Source organism: Rhodococcus sp. NPDC054953 (assembly GCF_053609225.1).
This window is the reverse complement of record NZ_JBSGXD010000014.1, coordinates 70598-87100: the sequence shown is the minus strand read 5'-3', so window position 1 is coordinate 87100 and position 16503 is coordinate 70598. Positions and strand designations below refer to the sequence as shown.

Here is a 16503-nt window from a genome sequence, read left to right as displayed (position 1 = left end):
CCGGGGGGGGGGGGGGGGGGGGGGGGGTGTTTGTAGGGAGGAAACCCCATTGGGTGTCTTGGTTGGGGGGGGGAGAAAAGGAGTGGCCTCGTGGGGGGGAGACCCTCCCCGGGGGGTCCCCGTCCGTTGTGCCTAGCTGGTCCGTGACTCCTTCTCGGCAACAAGGAGATACGCGGCCATCAGCCGTTTCAGCTCGGCGACCGCGTCGGAATGCGACTGCCCGTCCTGCACGGAGAAGTTCAGCATCGAGTAGACGACGTGCACCAGCACCTCGGCCATCATGATCCGGCGGTCGCGGAGGGTGCGCGGCGTCAGCGGCGCGAGCATCGTCGCGATCTTCTCGGCGAGCTGCTTCTCGCTGATCTTGCCGGTCGCGCGGGTCGACGGCGTCGACTGCATCGCCAGCCAGACCTCCCGGCGGGACGGATCCGACGTCCACAGCTTCGCCAGGTGGTCGACGAAGCTGTCCAGGAACCGCAGCCAGTCCAGCGAGGGGATCACCCCGTCGAACTGCTCGAGTTCGTCGCGGACCGACGCGAAGTCCTGCCGGTTCAGCTCGCACACGATCACGTACTTGTTGGCGAAGAACTGGTAGAGGGTGCCGATCGGGACGTCGGCGCGGGAGGCGACCTCCTCGCAGGTGAACGACTCGAACCCGACCTCGGTCAGGAGGTCCCGTGCGGAGGCGAGCAGGGCGTCGAACTTGCGCCGGCTGCGTTCCTGCGTCGGCCGCTTGCGGGGCAGCAGTTCCTGCGGTGCGTCCGGGTCGGCGGCGACGCCAACCAGGACGGGATCGGCGGCACCGGCCACCAGGGCCGGGTCCGCGCGACGCGAGGCTCGACTGCTGGTCATGGCGTCCACTCACCCAGGTTAACCGGCGTGCGCACCGGATTCGATCACCCTGGGGTTCTGTGTGTCCGTCGGTACCGGGAATCGGGTGTCAGCGCGTGACCCGACGTCGGTACAGCACGCTCGCCCACCCGAACCCGATCCCGGCGATCACGATGCACCAGGCGACCGCGAGCCAGCCGCTGTCGCCGATGGGTGTGCCCATCAGCAGGCCGCGGACCGTCTCGATGATCGGGGTGATCGGCTGGTTCTCGGCGAACCACTGCAGCCACGACGGCATCGACTCGGCGGGGACGAACGCGCTCGAGACGTAGGGCAGGAACATGATCACGAAGGTGAAGCCGTTCGCTGCCTCGGGGTTCCTCGCGAGCAGCCCGAGCGCGGTCGACAGGTACGACAGCGCGAAGAGGAACAGCACGAGGATCGCGACGACCCCGAGCCACCGCACCGGGTCCGTCGTCGGCCGGAACCCCATCGCGAGGGCGACGCCGATCACGATGGCCGTGGTGATCAGGTTGCGTGCGATGCTGGCGAGCACATGGCCGGTCAGGAACGCCGACTGCGCCATCGGCAGGGTGCGGAAGCGGTCGACGATGCCCTCGGTCAGGTCGGACGAGACGCTGACCGCGGTCGTCGCAGCACCGAATGCGGCGCACAGCAGGATGATCCCGGGGACGACGTAGTCGAGGTAGTCGGTGCCGGTGTCGATCGCCCCGCCGAAGACGTAGACGAACAAGAGCATGAGCACGATCGGCAGCGCCAGTGCGGTGATCATCGAGTCCGGGCTGCGCAGCAGGTGGGTCAGGCTGCGGCGCGTGATGACGGCGGCGTCGCGGCCTGCGGCGAACCGGATCGGCACGGGGGTGCTCATCGGGATACCGCCTTCGTGGTCGGGGTGGCGTCGGGGTCGCGGTGCGAGCCGGTGAGAGCGAAGAAGACGTCGTCGAGGTCGGGGGTGTGCAGCGCGACGCGGTCCACCGCGACGGTGTCGTCGATGCCAGCGAGCAGGGACTTGAGCGAGGCGACGCTGCCGTCCGTCGGCACGGTGAGGGTCAACGCGTCGGCGTGCACCGACGCATCGGGCAGGGCCGCCGCGGTCCGCTCGAGGTCCACGGGGTCGGCGAACTGCAGCTCGAGATGGCCGCCGGACACCAGCGCCTTCAGCTCGTCCGCGGTGCCCTCGGCGACGATCCGGCCGCCGTCGAGGACCGCGATCCGGTCCGCGAGTTCGTCCGCCTCGTCGAGGTACTGGGTGGTCAGCACGATGGTGACCCCGTCGGACGCGAGTTCCCGGACGACGGTCCACATCTCGCGTCGGCTGCGCGGGTCGAGGCCGGTGGTCGGTTCGTCGAGGAACACCAGCCGAGGCCCGGCGACCAGGCTCATCGCGAGGTCGAGTCGCCGGCGCATGCCACCCGAATAGGTGTCGGCGCGGCGGTCGGCCGCGTCGACGAGGCCGAAACGGTCCAGCAGTTCGGCGGCGCGCCTGCGTGATTCGGCCCGGCCGAGGTGGCTGAGTTCGGCGACGAGGACGAGGTTCTCGCGTCCGGTGAGCAGCCCGTCCACCGCGGCGTACTGGCCGGTGACACCGATCGCGCGGTGCACCGACCGGGCGTCCTGCGGCAGGGCGTGGCCCGCGACGCGGACCGTGCCGGTGTCGAACGGCAGGAGGGTGGACAGGATCCGGACCGTGGTGGTTTTGCCCGCGCCGTTGGCGCCGAGCAGGGCGAAGATGCTTCCCGCCGGAACGGTCAGGTCCACGCCGTCGAGCACGGTGGTGTCGCCGTAGCGCTTGGTCAGGCCGCGGAGCTCGATCGCGGCGGGGAGATCGTCGTGGGGCATGGCAGCGCTCCTCTGATCGGAAACTGTGTATCGCGTATGCTTTGTGTAGACCATACGCAGTTTTAGGATGAGCGCAAGAGGTCCACGACGACGGGAGCGCGCGAATCATGCAGACAGCAGGCGACGACCTGCCCCGGACGGTGCGCAGGGCCTGGGGGTTCGTCGAGGCGGGCAGCCGCGGACCGCGCCGGGGGTTGACGCTCGAGCAGATCCTCGACGCCGCGATCGAGCTCGCGGACGCCGAGGGGGTCGCCGCGGTGTCGATGGCGCGGCTCGCCAAGCAACTCGGCTTCACGCCGATGTCGCTGTACCGCTACGTCGACAGCAAGGACGAACTGGTCGAGCTGATCACCGATCGCGCGCTCGGCGAACCCCCCGCGCTCGACCCCGACCTGCCGTGGCGCGCGGGTCTGCATGCCTGGGCGCTGGCCGAATACGCCCGGGTGCTGCGCCACCCGTGGTGGCTGCAGCTGCCGATCGTCGCGCCGCCGACCGGTCCGAACAACCTGCGCTGGCTCGACGCCGGACTCGGCGCACTGGCGGCGGTTCCGGTATCGGAGATGGTCAAGGTGCAGGTCGTCACCACCACCTCCCTGTTCGTCGTCGGCCGGGCGCGGCTGTCCAGCGACATGGCGAGCGCGGCCACCGACGAGATCGACTACGGCGCACTGCTGCCGAAACTGATCGACACCGCGCACTTCCCGCACCTGGTGGCCGCCCTGGTCGGCGGCGGATTCGACGAGGACGACGGCGGCGGAGCCCACCCCGGCGAACTCGGCTTCCGATTCGCCCTCGACCTGCTCCTCGACGGCGTGCAGACCCTGATCGACGCGCGGAGCTGACGGCGCCCCGACGTCTCACCCGATCGGGGTGAAATCGGGTCACGATCGGGGCTGCCGCGCTGCGGACCCGGGCTGCAGGCCGGATAGTGCTGGTGAAGCCTGCGCTGTCGCGGCCCGTGCGGGACTCACGACGGCCTGTCCGACGGGATGGTGGAGCCAATGGGAGTCGACACTACTGGGGACGCGACCCCCGCGCGGGTGCTGCCCACCGGGCCGCGCCAGCAGTACATCACCTGGATCGCGCTGGCGTTGATGACGACGAGTTCGGTGGCCAGCCTCCGCTCGTCGCCGTCGATGGCGGTGTACGGCCTCGCGTGCGTCTTCCTGTACGTCGTGCCCGCGATCGTGTTCCTGCTGCCGACGTCGCTGGTGTCCGCGGAACTCGCGTCCGGCTGGTCCGGTGGCGTCTACCGCTGGGTCGCGGAGGGCATCTCCGACAAGGCCGGGTTCCTCGCGGTGTGGTGCCAGTTCGCGATGACGATCTTCTACTATCCGACGTTGCTGGCCTACGTCGCGAGCACGTTCGCGTACGTGATCGACCCGTCGCTCGCCTCGAACGGCCTCTACACCGCAATCATCATCGTCACCCTGTTCTGGACCGGGGTGTTCGTCTCGTCCCGCGGGATGAAGGCCGTCGCCGGACTGTCCAGTGCCGGGCTGATCCTCGGCACCCTCATCCCCGGTGTGCTGCTGATCGTGATGGGCGTCGTCTTCCTCGGCCAGGGCAATCCCTCCGCCGCGCCGATGGAGGCGTCCGCGCTGCTGCCCGCGTGGACGGGCATCGCGTCGCTGGTGCTGATCGTCAACAACTTCCTGTCCTACTCGGGCATGGAGATGAACGCGGTGCACGTGTCCAGTCTGCGGCGGCCCGCGTTCGAGTTCCCGCGCGCGATGTTCGTCGCGATGGGGTTGGTGCTCGCAATCTTTATCCTGCCCGCGATCGCGATCAGCTGGGTGGTGCCCGCGGACAAGCTGTCGCTGACCGCGGGGGTGATGCAGGCCTTCGACACCTTCTTCGCGCACTTCGGGTTCGGCTGGGCGACACCGATTCTCGCGCTGATGCTGATTGCCGCCTCGCTCGGCGGGATGCTCACCTGGCTGGCCGGACCGTCCAAGGGGCTGCTGATGATCGGCCGCAAGGACGGGTTCCTGCCCCCGGTGTTGCAGAAGCTCAACAAGCACGGGATCCAGCAGAACATTCTCGTCGCGCAGGGGGTGGTGACCACCCTGATCGCGCTGCTGTACGCGTTCATCCCGGAGGTGTCGAGCGCGTACTGGATCCTCTCGGTGATCACCACCCAGGTGTACCTGGTGGTGTACCTGCTGCTGTTCGTCGCGGCGATGCGGTTGCGGCGCAGTCAGCCCGACCATCCTCGTGGCTACCGCGCGCCCGTGCTTCCGCTGCTGTGCTGGGTGGGGCTGCTCTCGAGCGCGGCCGCCTTCTTCATCGGATTCGTCCCGCCGTCCCAGTTCGGCGGCGGCAACGTTGTTGTCTACGTGCTCATCGTCGGTGGCGGGTTCGGCATCGTCGGGCTTGGGGCGCCGCTGCTGATCCTGGCGCTGCGCAAACCGTCCTGGAAGCAGGACGTGACCGTCGACCCGCTGACCGCGATGAAGGAGGCGTGAGATGAGCACGGCCGCACCGGAACCCGGCCCGTCCGACGAGGTTGACCTCGCCGCGGGCGACGACCTGTTCCGCCGACCCGAAAACACCCACCTGATCCTCTACCTGCTCGCCTTCGCGCTGTTCGTCGGGCTCACCGTGTGGGGGCTGGTCGCCTTCAACGCGGACCGGAGCGACGAGCGGGCGGAGAACCTTGCCACCGAGCTGGCCGTGCGCTATTCGGCGGCCGGGCTGCAGCCGGTCGACATCGACGCCACCGCACGGGTCCTCGGAACCGACGGGGGAGCGGCGTGCACCGACTCCGCTGGCGCACTACGTGCGGGCCTGCTCGACCAGCAGATCGTCAGCGGGGCACCCGGTCCGGGGCAGCGGCCCATTCTCGCCACCCGCGACCGGCTCGCGGGCGAGCGGCTGGTGCTCGAGGTGTACTGCCCCGACCGGCTCGCCGACTTCGACGGGCTGCTCGCGGACCTGAAGCTGGTGACGGAGAAGTGATCGACGGGAGGAGCGGGACGTGTCGGACCTGACGATGGGGGCGGACATCCGAGATGCGGTGCGGCGGCTGATGCCAACGGCCAGGGAGGAACTCGCGACGCTGGTGGCGTATCGATCGGTGGCCGATCCGCGGCAGTTCCCGCCCGAGGAGTGCATCGCCGCAGCGACCTGGGTCAGGGACGCCTTCGTCGCCGCCGGCGTCGGGTCGGTGGAACTGATCGAGACGGCGGACGGCTCGAACGCCGTCGTCGGGCACCAGCCGGGGCCGCCGGGAGCCCCGACGGTCCTGCTCTACTGCCACTACGACGTGCAGCCGCCCGGCGACGAAACGGCATGGCACACGCCGCCCTTCGAACTCACCGACCGTGACGGCCGCTGGTACGGCAGGGGCGCCGCGGACTGCAAGGGCAACATCGTGATGCACCTGCTGGCGCTCCGCGCGCTGCGCGGGTCGGGGACATCGGGCACTCCGTTCCCGGTCGGCATCCGGATCGTCGCGGAGGGCACCGAGGAGATGGGCACCGGCGGGCTCGAGGCGCTCGTCGCGGCGCGCCCCGACCTGTTCCAGGCCGACATGATCCTCGTCGTGGACACCGGCAACGCGGAGGTCGGGGAGCCGACCGCGACGGTGACGCTGCGCGGGGTCGCGAACGTCGTCGTGCACGTGGAGACCATGGCGAGCGAGGTCCATTCGGGGATGTTCGGTGGGCCGGCCCCCGACGCGCTTGCCGCGTTGGTGCAGATGCTGGCGTCACTGCGGGACGCGGACGGCAACACCGTCGTCGACGGCCTCGACGCCACCCAGTCCTGGGACGGTGCCGCCTACGCCGAAGCCCAGTTCCGCACCGACGCGGGGGTTCTCGACGGCGTCGGCCTTGCCGGGACCGGGACGGTGGCGGACCGGGTCTGGGCCCGCCCCGCGCTGACCATCCTCGGCATCGACTGCCCGCCGGTTGTCGGATCGGCAGCGGCGATCCAACCCCGCGCCTCCGCGCGGCTGAACCTGCGGGTCCCGCCCGGCATGGACCCGCAGACCGCGTTGGACGCGTTGATCGGGCACCTGCACGCGCACGCGCCGTGGGGGTCGAGGGTGACGGTGGAGCCGGAACAGACCGGGTCGCCGTTCCGGGCGGGCACCGATGGTCCCGGGTACGCCGCACTGGGTGCGGCGATGGCGGAGGCGTTCGGGCGACCACTCGGCACCGTCGGGCAGGGCGGGTCGATCCCGCTGTGCAACGTCTTCGCCGAGCAGGTGCCCGGGGCCGAGATCGTGATGCTCGGCGTCGAGGAACCCCGCTGCCTGATCCACGCGCCGAACGAGAGCGTCGACCCGTCCGAGATCGAGAACCTCGCGGTCGCCGAGGCGCTGTTCCTGCGGCGTTTCGGCTCCTGACCCCACCTGGTGAAGGTGCCGTTCGCCCCGCTGAACCGGGTCCAGGTGCCCTTCACCCGGTCCGGAGCGGGGTCAGACGGACAGGTCGCGGCGCAGCTTCGCTACGTGCCCGGTGGCCCGCACGTTGTACTGCGCGACCGCGATCGCGCCGTTCTCATCGACGAGGAACGTGGAGCGGATCACGCCCTGCACCTTCTTGCCGTACATCGTCTTCTCGCCGAACGCGCCCCAGGCCGCGAGCGTCGCCTTCTCGGGGTCGGACAGCAGCGGGAAGGTCAGCGACTCCGCGTCGCGGAACTTCGCGAGCTTCGCCGGCTTGTCGGGGGAGATCCCGATGACGTCGAGTCCGGCCCCGTTCAATTCGGCGAGGCTGTCCCGGAAGTCGCACGCCTGCTTGGTGCAGCCGGGGGTGCTCGCCGCCGGGTAGAAATAGACGATGACCTTGCGTCCGCGGTAGTCGGAGAGCGACACCTCGTTGCCGTCGGCGTCGGGCAGGGTGAAGGCGGGCGCGGGGTCTCCGGGGGTCAGTCTGTTGTTGTCGGTCACGACCGTCAGGCTACTTGGCCGCTCCGGGTACGGTCATGGCAGAGAACGACCGACCAGGAGAGGAAGTCCACGTGCCAAGGGACACCGACAGCATCGAACGCGACATCGAGCAGGCGCGAAATCAGCTCGCCGCCACCCTCGACGAGCTGAGTGTGCGCGCCAACCCCAAGCGCCTGCTCGAGACCACCAAGACCGCGCTGGTCGCGAAGGTCAGCGAGCCGCCGGTGACGTACGCGCTGCTCGGTGCGGGTGCCCTGGTGGCGGTGCTGGTGCTGCGGAAGATCTTCCGCTGAGTGGCCGTCCCCCCGGATGCCGAAAGGCCCCGTTCCGAGAGGACCGGGGCCTTTCGTGTGGTGCGCCATCAGGGACTTGAACCCCGAACCCGCTGATTAAGAGTCAGCTGCTCTGCCAATTGAGCTAATGGCGCTCGGTGTGCCGCGGCACGGGACACGGTGAAGGCCCCGGATCCGATCCGGAGGACCAGTCGGGGCCTTGTCGTGTGGTGCGCCATCAGGGACTTGAACCCCGAACCCGCTGATTAAGAGTCAGCTGCTCTGCCAATTGAGCTAATGGCGCCGGTGCGTCTCGCGAGGTGTTCGTCTCGCTCGGTGCGAGGAGAACATTAACAGGACTTCCCGTCCGATGTGAAATCGGCTGGTCAGCGTCGCATTACGGCGCACGGAGGGTAACGCGATCCGGTCAAGGGGCGATTGCAATGTGAACGTTACGGGTCGATCGGGGGCGCCGGGGGAGTCGGTCTGCAAAGGCCTGGCAAAATCACTGCCGCGGGGTCGGGTGGAGCACGCCCGGTCGGTATCGGGTCGGCCCGTCGAGGACACGGTGTGAAGTGGGGTTGCGGTGAGGAAGTTCCGGATGGTGGTCGCGCTGGGGGCGGCGGCCGTGGTGCTCGGTGCGTCGGGGTGCACGGTTCCCTCGAGCGGCGAAGCGGGTGCGGCGCCCGCGATCGACGTCAACCCGGTCACCGAGCTCATCAAGCCGAAGCTGTCATCGGCCGTCGCGGACGGTGCGGTCGGGCACTCACCGAGCGAACCCGTCGCGGTGCGGGTCGCGGACGGCACCCTGTCCCGGGTGGTCCTGGTCGACGCGGCAGGAGCGGAGGTGCCCGGCGCGATCGCACCGGACGGCCGGTCCTGGGTGAACTCCGAGCCGCTCCGCTACGACGGCAGCTACCGGCTCGAGGTCGACGCCATCGGGCTCGGTGGGTCCGGTGGTCTGGTGTCGAACTTCACCACCAGCTCGCCCGGCAACCTCACCAGGCCGTACGTCCTGCCGACCGAGGGTGAGGTCGTCGGGGTCGGGCAGCCGGTCGCGGTCCAGTTCGACGAGAACATCCCCGACCGGACGGCCGCGCAGGACGCGATCACCGTCACCACCAATCCTCCCGTCGACGGCGCGTTCTACTGGGTCAACAACCGCGAGGTTCGGTGGCGTCCGGAGCACTACTGGGCGCCCGGAACCACCGTCACCGTCGATGTCGACGTCTTCGGGCGGGATCTGGGCAACGGCCTGTTCGGGCAGGTGAACCAGCGGTCCGAGTTCCGGATCGGCGACGCGATGATCGCCGTCGCGGACGACGCAACCAAGCAGGTCACCTTCGAACGCAACGGTCAGGTCGTGATGACCATGCCGACGTCGATGGGCAAGGACGACACCCCGACCGACAACGGCGTCTACATCATCGGGGACCGCTTCGACCATCTGGTGATGGACTCGTCCACGTACGGCGTGCCGGTCAACTCCCCGGACGGCTACCGCACCCCGGTCGACTGGGCGACCCGCATGTCGTACAGCGGCATCTTCTTCCACTCGGCGCCGTGGTCGGTGGGGCAACAGGGCTACTCGAACACCAGCCACGGCTGCCTGAACCTGAGTCCCGCGAACGCAAAATGGGTGTACGACAACACCAAGCGCGGCGACATCACGATCGTGAAGAACACCGTCGGCGGCACCCTGTCCGGCGTCGACGGCCTCGGCGACTGGAACATCCCGTGGGAGACCTGGAAGGCGGGCAACGCCGCGGTTTGACTGCCCCCTCCCGATGTTCCCTCACGGCGCAGTCTGGCTGTGACGTGAGGGAATCGGGTCGGGTGGTACGCACGAAACGAGAAAGGCCCCCGACCGGAGTCGGGGGCCTTTCTTCGGGGTGACCGACGGGACTCGAACCCGCGACAGCCAGGATCACAACCTGGTGCTCTACCAACTGAACTACGGTCACCATTGCTGTCCCACGCGCCGCCCGTGCGGGCCGTGCGTCAGCAGCGTGGACGATACTAGCGTGTCCGGCGCCCGGAACGCCAATCGGTCTCTACTCGGCAACCAGATCCTGGACGACGGCGGCAATGTCGCTGGTAGACGGGCCGGGGTCGGCGACGAACGCGGTCCGCCGGTAGTACTGCAGTTCCCGGATCGACTCCTTGATGTCGGCCAGCGCGCGGTGCGCGAGCCCCTTCTCCGGCTGACCGAAATAGATCCGCGGGTACCAGCGCCTGCACAGTTCCTTGATCGAGGAGACGTCGATCATCCGGTAGTGCAGGTACTCGTCGAGGGCGGGCATGTCACGGGCAAGGAATCCGCGGTCGGTGGCGATCGAGTTTCCGCACAGCGGGGCGGTGCCCGGCGCGGGGATGTGTTCGCGGATGTACGCGAGGACCTGCTGCTCGGCCTCCTCGAGCGTGACGGCGGAGGCGCGGACCTCGTCGGTCAGGCCCGACTTGGCGTGCATCTCCCGCACCACGTCCGGCATGTCCGCGAGGGCCGCGTCGTCGGCGTGGATGACGATGTCCACGCCCTCCCCGAGGATGTTCAGTTCGCTGTCGGTGACCAGGGCCGCCACCTCGATCAGCTTGTCGGTACCGAGTCGGAGCCCGGTCATTTCGCAATCGATCCACACAAGTTTGTCCTGCACGAGCATCCACAGTAGTCAGCGCCTTCTCGGATAGGGTTCGCGGTGGAGCGGATGTCGGGTGGGCAGACGATCGAGGAGGCGGGGATGACGGTGGATCCGGGATCGGACGCGGCGGCGCTCGCGGAACGTGCCGCGACGGCGAAGGCGGCGGCCGAGGAGGCCGCCCGAGTCGCGGCGGAGGCGGCGAGGGCGGCGGAGGAGGCAGCCCTAGCGGCCACCGCAGCGGAGGGGGGTGGCGTACCCGCGCAGGACGATTCGGCTGCCCAGGAGATCGCCGCCGGCTACGCCTTCACGGGCGGCGCCCTCGAGCTCGGCACGGTGATCGTCGACGGGCAGGTGAATTCCGCTGCGCGGGTGCGTATCCCGCTGGCAACGCTGAACCGGCACGGTCTGGTCGCCGGCGCGACCGGGACCGGAAAGACGAAGACATTGCAGGGCATCTGCGAGCAGCTGTCGGCGGCGGGCGTCCCGGTGGTGATGGCCGACGTCAAGGGTGACGTGTCCGGGCTGTCCGCCGCGGGCGAGGCCAGCGAGAAGATGGTCGCCCGCGCGGTCGAGACGGGCGTCGCGGACTGGGCCCCGACCGCCTTCCCCGTCGACTTCGTCTCGCTCGGCACCGAGGGCATCGGTGTCCCGGTCCGGGCGACGATCACCAGCTTCGGGCCGATCCTGCTCAGCAAGGTGCTCGGGCTCAACGACACCCAGGAGTCGACGCTCGGGCTGATCTTCCACTGGGCGGACACCCGGGGCCTGGCGCTGCTCGACCTGAAGGACCTGCGGTCGGTAATCGCCCACCTGACCTCCGACGAGGGCAAGGCCGACCTCAAGGGCATCGGCGGGGTGTCCTCGGCGACGGCGGGAGTGATCCTGCGCGCGCTGGTCAACCTGGAGGCCGACGGCGGCGACACCTTCTTCGGGGAGCCCGAATTCGACACCGCGGACCTGCTCCGGGTCGCGCCGGACGGGCGTGGCGTGGTGACGCTGTTCGAGCTGGGCGCGCAGGCGGCGCGGCCGGTGATGTTTTCCACATTCCTGATGTGGGTGCTCGCGGACCTGTTTCAGACGTTGCCCGAGGTCGGGGACGTGGACAAGCCGAAGCTGGTGTTCGTGTTCGACGAGGCGCACCTGCTGTTCGCGGACGCGTCGAAGGCCTTCCTGCAGCAGGTTGAGCAGACCGTGAAGCTGATCCGGTCCAAGGGAGTCGGCGTGTTCTTCTGCACCCAGCTGCCGACGGATGTGCCGAACGCGGTGCTCTCGCAGCTCGGTGCTCGGATCCAGCACGCGTTGCGCGCCTTCACGCCGGACGACCAGAAGGCCCTGACGAAGACGGTCCGCACCTACCCGAAGACCGAGCACTACGACCTCGAGAAGGCCCTCACCTCGCTCGGCACTGGCGAGGCGATCGTCACGGTGTTGTCGGAGAAGGGTGCGCCGACCCCGGTGGCGTGGGCGAAGATCCCGCCGCCGCGGTCGTTGATGGACACGATCGGCGAGGACGCCATCCGCGCCGCGGCGGCCGCGAGCCCGCTGCACGCGAAGTACGGTGCGACGCTCGACCGGGAGTCGGCGTACGAGGTGCTGTCGGCGCGGCTCGCGCCGCAGTCCGAACCGGCACCGGAGTTGCCGCCCGCGCTTCCCGACCTGCCGGATCTGCCGCCGCCCGCACCCGACGAGCCGAGCGCGGTCGAGAAGATCCTCGAGAACAGCGCCGTCAAGAGCTTCCTGAGGTCCGCGGCCACCGTCGCGGGCAGGGAGATCTCCCGATCGCTGTTCGGTACCGGCCGCCGCAAGCGGCGGTGATGCGTCCGGTCACCCGTCCGATCACCTTTCCAACCCCCTGCCCGGTGACCGAATGTGGGATTCGATCAGTTGATGTGACCGGATCCCACATTCGGCCAAGGTGGCGAGGGCGAGGTGGCGAGGGCGAGGTGGCGAGGGCGAGGTGGCGAGGGCGCGGTGGTGAGGGGGCGGGGCGGTCAGCGGAGCAGGCGGGGGACCACCTTGCCGGTCGCGTTGCGGGGCAGCTCGTCGAGGAACGTGACATCGCGGGGGACGCAGTGGCGCGCCAGGTGCGAGCGGACGTGGTCGCGGATGCCGTCCACGGTCAGGGCGGTACCCTCGGCGTCCCCGGCGCGGACGACGAACGCCGCGAGCCGGGACACGAATTCGGCGTCGTCGACGCCGAGCACCGCGACCTCGAGGACGCCCGGCAGCTCCGACAGCAGGTTCTCGACTTCTCGGGGGTACACGTTCTCGCCGCCGGAGACGATCATGTCGTCGCTGCGCCCGTCGAGGAACAGCAGGCCGTCGCCGTCGAAGTGCCCGACGTCACCGGTCGCCATCATGCCGTCGACGATTTCCTTCTCGGAGCCTGCGCGGGTGTATCCCTCGAATAGCATGCCGTTGCCGACGAACACCCGGCCGACGGTCAGGGTCGGGACCTCGGCGCCGTCGTCGTCGAGGATCTTCACGACGGTGCCGAGCGGGGGACGGCCCGCCGTTGTCGGGTGCTGCCGCAGTTCGTCGGGCCGCGCGATCGACGCCCAGCTCACCTCGGTGGATCCGTAGAAGTTGTACAGCACCGACCCGAACACATCGAACGTCCGGTGCACGACTCCGGTGGGGATCGCGGACCCGCTGGCGGCGATGATCCGCAGGGACTCCAGGTCGACGTCGAGGCGATCCGCGGGCAGGTCGGTGATGCGTTGCAGCATCGTGGGAACCACCCACAGCGCGTCGGCCCGGTGCCGGGCAACGGATTCCACGGTTGCGGCCGGGTCGAACCGGCCGGTCAGCACGAGCGTCGACCGGAGCGCGAGCGCGAGTTGTGTCCCGGCAAGGCCCCAGGTGTGGAAGATCGGCGAGGCGAGCACCGTGATCCCGTGACTGCACAGCGGCAGCCGGGACAGCACCGCGGACGCGGGCATCCAGCTGCGCGGTTCGGGCCGGGACGCGCCCTTCGGTGTGCCGGTGGTGCCGGAGGTGAGGACGATCAGGCGGCCGCGTCGGGGGCGGCGCGGCAGGGCGAGGCCGTTGCTGTCGCGGCCGTCCTCGAGGAGCCCTTCGAATCGGGCCCACCCCTGCGCGCGGTTGGCGCCGTCACCGGGGTCCGTCGGATCCTCGAACACCGCGACCCGCAGCGTCGAATCGGGGATGAGGGGCGTGAATTCGGGATCGACGAGCAGCCAGTCCAGCTTCTGTTCGGCGGCGATCTCGCCGAGCTGCGCGGCCGACGCGCCGGTATTGAGCAGCACCAGGTCGGTGCCGAGTCGGGCCGATGCGCCCATCGCGATCACGAACCCGCGGTGGTTGCGGGCAAGGACACCGATCCGGCCGCGTTCGCGCAGACCGCGATCGTGCAGGGCGAGGGCCAGGGCCTCGGCGTCGGCGTCGAGCTGCCGGTACGTGACGGGGCCGCGGTCGTCGATGACGGCGATGCGTTCGCCAGCGCGTCGTGCCGCGACCGCGAGCAGGCCACCGGCGGTGAAGTCCCACTGGTACCAGGCGGAGACGACGCCGGTGAGGGCGCCCGGTCCGATCGGGCCGACGATGCCAGCCTTCGTGATCGGCACCAGGCCCCTGATCAGGTCGGTGGCTCCGGAAAGGCGCGGCATGCGGGGTCCTCCTGGCGGTCGGTGGCCGCGTAGCCGCGGCACCCCACAACTTACTTGCCAGTAAGGAGAGGCGCCAGTGTCAGCGCCCGACGTCGCGTCCCAACAGGTCGGCGATGGTCTCGCGGCGGACCAGTTCCCGCACCGCCCCTGCCGCTGCCGCGACGACCGGGGGCCGTCCGACCGCGTTGTACGTCGACGCCAGGCTGTGGTGGTAGGCGCCGGTGACGGGAACCGCGAGGACGTCGCCCGGGCGCACATCCCCGGGCAGGCTCGTGTCGACCGCAATCTCGTCGCCGGACTCGCAGTAGCGACCCGCGACGGTCACGGGCGTCGTCGGCGCGGTCGAGTGCCGGTTCGCCAACGCGACGGTGTACCGCGCCCCGTACAGCGCGACGCGGGGATTGTCACTCATGCCGCCGTCGACGCACACGAAGGTGCGGCCGCCACGAACCTGCTTGACGGACACCACCCGGTACACCGTCACCCCGGCGCGCGCGGTGATCGCCCGCCCCGGTTCCAGGACGATCCGGGGGCGCGGGAACCGGTGCCGCGCGCAGGCGTCGTCCAGCACGTCCTCGATCGTCTCGGCCAGCGCCGACGGGTCAAGGGCGGGGTCGCCCGCCCGGTACGAAACGCCGTGGCCGCCGCCGAGATTCAGTTGCGTGAGGATCGTGCCGTGGTCGCTGCGGACCTGCGCCATCGTCGCGATCAGGCGATCCAGTGCGACCCCGTAACACTCGGTGTCGACGATCTGGGACCCCAGGTGGCAGTGCAGCCCGATGAGGTTGAGGCGGGGCTGCCCGAGTATCCGCCGAATCGCGTCGACCGCCTGATCGTGCGCGAGGGGGAAGCCGAACTTCTGGTCGTCGATGCCGGTGGTGACCGCCCGATGGGTGCCCGCGTCCACGCCGGGCGTCACCCGCACCAGAACATTCTGGCGGGGCGCGGACGAGGCGGACAGCATGGTGATCTCGGTGGGTGAGTCGACGACGATCCGCCCCACTCGCGCGGACCGGGCCGCGGTCAGGTCAGCGGAGGTCTTGACGTTGCCGTGCAGGATGATTCGGCGGGGATCGACACCCGCAGACAGGGCAATGGCCAGTTCACCCGCCGAGCAGACGTCGAGGGACAGGCCCTCGTCCGCGATCCACGCCGCCACCGCCCGGGTCAGGAGTGCCTTTCCGGCGTAGGCGATCTCGGCCTCCGGGAAGGTGTCGCGATATACCCGGCACCGATATCGGACGTCGCGTTCGTCGAGGAGGTACGTCGGGGTGCCGAACTGGTCAGCGACGTCGCAGAGCGCGACGCCGCCGACCGTGATCCGGCCGAGCTCGTCGACGTGGGTGGTGACCGGCCACAGGTCGGGATCGAGGCGTGGGGTCATCGCCGAGCGAAGCGACGGGAGGATGTCGAGCAGGGTCACGGTTGTCTCCTCGGGTGGGGTGCACCCTCCGGACTACCCGCCGACCCGCGCCGCGGCGCCGACCCTGACAGGGCGTTGACGCCTGCCGTGGGCTCCCTGACGCCGCCCTGACGGCGGCTAGCCGCCGAGCTTCCGGTAGAAGGTCCCGACGATCGGGGCGACGACGGCGCGGGGGGTGTAGCCGCCGGCCACCGACATCCCCTTGCTCAGGATGCCGGGAACGACCCGCATCTTGTTCTTCGCGAGTGCGTCGAGGGACAGCTTCGCGGTGTACTCGCTGGAGATCCACAGGAAGTCCGGAACCAGCCGGTCCACGATCGACGCATCGGCCGGATCCGGGGTCTCGGTGCGCACCGGGCCGGGCGCCAACAGGGTGACGTGGACGCCGGAATCCGTCAGCTCACCGCGCAGCGACTCGGAGAAGGTGTTCACGAACGCCTTGGTCGCCGCGTAGGTCGCGTTGTTCGGGATCGGCATGTTGCCCGCCGCCGACCCCACCATCAGGATCCCGCCCGAGCCGCGGGCCAGCATCCCGGGCAGCACGGCCAGCGTGAGGTCGTGCACCGCAACGGCATTGAGTTCCACCTGCGCCCGCTCGTACGACGGGTCCAGGTCCGACACCGGGCCGAACGTCGCGATCCCGGCGTTGTTGCACAGGATCGAGATGTCCCGCCCGGACAGCTCCTCGACCAGCGGTGCCCGTCGATCTCGGTCGGACAGGTCGACCGCGCGGACCTCGACGGTGACGGCGTGCTCCGCGGTCAGCTTCGCGGCCAGTGCGTCGAGCAAGTCCTCCCGGCGGGCGACGAGGATCAGCGAGTGGCCGCGGGCGGCCAGCTCGGTGGCCAGCGCCTCGCCGATTCCGGAGGAGGCGCCGGTCACGACCGCGCGGGCGTCGGGGGTGGGGGTAGGCAGAGTCACCCGGACAGGCTAGCGCCCGCCCGTGCAT

The 16503-nt window shown here is 69.8% G+C and carries 15 protein-coding genes and 3 tRNA genes; 7 read left to right on the top strand and 11 right to left on the bottom strand.

The window, feature by feature from the left end; all coding sequences use genetic code 11:
• Positions 1–132: 132 nt before the first annotated feature.
• The 3 genes from ACWF62_RS11980 to ACWF62_RS11970 form a co-directional block, all read right to left on the bottom strand.
• Positions 133–852, bottom strand: a complete 720-nt coding sequence (locus tag ACWF62_RS11980) for a TetR/AcrR family transcriptional regulator (RefSeq protein WP_378570611.1) — start codon at positions 850–852, stop codon at positions 133–135.
• A gap of 88 nt (positions 853–940) precedes the next feature.
• Positions 941–1720: an ABC transporter permease gene (locus tag ACWF62_RS11975; RefSeq protein WP_378506435.1), complete on the bottom strand. Its 780-nt coding sequence runs from the start codon at positions 1718–1720 to the stop codon at positions 941–943.
• Positions 1717–2691 carry an ATP-binding cassette domain-containing protein gene (locus ACWF62_RS11970; RefSeq protein WP_452630160.1) on the bottom strand — a complete coding sequence of 325 codons (975 nt, stop codon included), beginning with the start codon at positions 2689–2691 and terminating at the stop codon, positions 1717–1719. The genes ACWF62_RS11975 and ACWF62_RS11970 overlap by 4 nt, the downstream gene beginning before the upstream one ends.
• Positions 2692–2798: 107 nt before the next feature.
• Between ACWF62_RS11970 and ACWF62_RS11965 the strand changes: the two genes are divergently transcribed.
• The 4 genes from ACWF62_RS11965 (at position 2799) to ACWF62_RS11950 (ending at position 7045) form a co-directional block, all read left to right on the top strand.
• Entirely contained in the window at positions 2799–3533 is a 735-nt protein-coding gene (locus tag ACWF62_RS11965; RefSeq protein WP_452630159.1) for a TetR/AcrR family transcriptional regulator, read from the top strand.
• A 159-nt stretch (positions 3534–3692) separates the two neighbouring features.
• Entirely contained in the window at positions 3693–5159 is a 1467-nt protein-coding gene (locus ACWF62_RS11960) for an APC family permease (protein WP_378570617.1), read from the top strand.
• Position 5160: 1 nt separating this feature from the next.
• Positions 5161–5652, top strand: a complete 492-nt coding sequence (locus ACWF62_RS11955) for a hypothetical protein (RefSeq protein WP_378570619.1) — start codon at positions 5161–5163, stop codon at positions 5650–5652.
• Positions 5653–5686: 34 nt separating this feature from the next.
• Positions 5687–7045, top strand: a complete 1359-nt coding sequence (locus ACWF62_RS11950) for a M20/M25/M40 family metallo-hydrolase (RefSeq protein ID WP_452630168.1) — start codon at positions 5687–5689, stop codon at positions 7043–7045.
• A gap of 72 nt (positions 7046–7117) precedes the next feature.
• Here ACWF62_RS11950 and bcp read toward each other — a convergent pair whose 3' ends face one another.
• A complete protein-coding gene (gene bcp, locus ACWF62_RS11945) occupies positions 7118–7591 on the bottom strand; it encodes a thioredoxin-dependent thiol peroxidase (RefSeq protein WP_378570621.1) in 474 nt (157 codons plus the stop codon).
• Between the two features lie 71 nt (positions 7592–7662).
• Here bcp and ACWF62_RS11940 point away from each other — a divergent pair, with 71 nt between their 5' ends.
• Positions 7663–7884, top strand: coding sequence for a DUF3618 domain-containing protein (locus tag ACWF62_RS11940; RefSeq protein ID WP_378506441.1), 222 nt, complete (start codon positions 7663–7665; stop codon positions 7882–7884).
• A gap of 58 nt (positions 7885–7942) precedes the next feature.
• On the opposite strand, the gene ACWF62_RS11935 is transcribed toward ACWF62_RS11940, so the two are convergent.
• Together ACWF62_RS11935 and ACWF62_RS11930 are read right to left on the bottom strand one after the other, a co-directional pair.
• Positions 7943–8018, bottom strand: a tRNA-Lys gene (locus tag ACWF62_RS11935).
• A 73-nt stretch (positions 8019–8091) separates the two neighbouring features.
• Positions 8092–8167: transfer RNA gene (locus ACWF62_RS11930), tRNA-Lys, on the bottom strand.
• Positions 8168–8464: 297 nt separating this feature from the next.
• Between ACWF62_RS11930 and ACWF62_RS11925 the strand changes: the two genes are divergently transcribed.
• Positions 8465–9637, top strand: coding sequence for a L,D-transpeptidase (locus ACWF62_RS11925; RefSeq protein ID WP_378570623.1), 1173 nt, complete (start codon positions 8465–8467; stop codon positions 9635–9637).
• Positions 9638–9754: 117 nt separating this feature from the next.
• On the opposite strand, the gene ACWF62_RS11920 is transcribed toward ACWF62_RS11925, so the two are convergent.
• Together ACWF62_RS11920 and orn are read right to left on the bottom strand one after the other, a co-directional pair.
• A tRNA-His gene (locus ACWF62_RS11920) sits at positions 9755–9827 on the bottom strand.
• Between the two features lie 90 nt (positions 9828–9917).
• A complete protein-coding gene (gene orn / locus ACWF62_RS11915; RefSeq protein WP_452630158.1) occupies positions 9918–10517 on the bottom strand; it encodes an oligoribonuclease in 600 nt (199 codons plus the stop codon).
• Between the two features lie 84 nt (positions 10518–10601).
• Between orn and ACWF62_RS11910 the strand changes: the two genes are divergently transcribed.
• Positions 10602–12317, top strand: a complete 1716-nt coding sequence (locus ACWF62_RS11910) for a helicase HerA-like domain-containing protein (RefSeq protein WP_452630157.1) — start codon at positions 10602–10604, stop codon at positions 12315–12317.
• 176 nt (positions 12318–12493) lie between these two features.
• Here the strand turns inward: ACWF62_RS11910 and ACWF62_RS11905 are convergent, their stop codons facing one another.
• The 3 genes from ACWF62_RS11905 to cmrA form a co-directional block, all read right to left on the bottom strand.
• Positions 12494–14131 (bottom strand): AMP-binding protein, encoded by a 1638-nt coding sequence (locus tag ACWF62_RS11905; protein ID WP_452630156.1) that lies wholly within the window; start codon positions 14129–14131, stop codon positions 12494–12496.
• A gap of 79 nt (positions 14132–14210) precedes the next feature.
• The gene (gene lysA, locus ACWF62_RS11900; RefSeq protein WP_452630155.1) at positions 14211–15554 is read right to left on the bottom strand and encodes a diaminopimelate decarboxylase; all 1344 of its coding nucleotides are present in this window, start codon (positions 15552–15554) and stop codon (positions 14211–14213) included.
• Between the two features lie 117 nt (positions 15555–15671).
• Positions 15672–16475 (bottom strand): mycolate reductase, encoded by an 804-nt coding sequence (gene cmrA / locus ACWF62_RS11895; RefSeq protein WP_378570631.1) that lies wholly within the window; start codon positions 16473–16475, stop codon positions 15672–15674.
• Positions 16476–16503 lie beyond the last annotated feature (28 nt).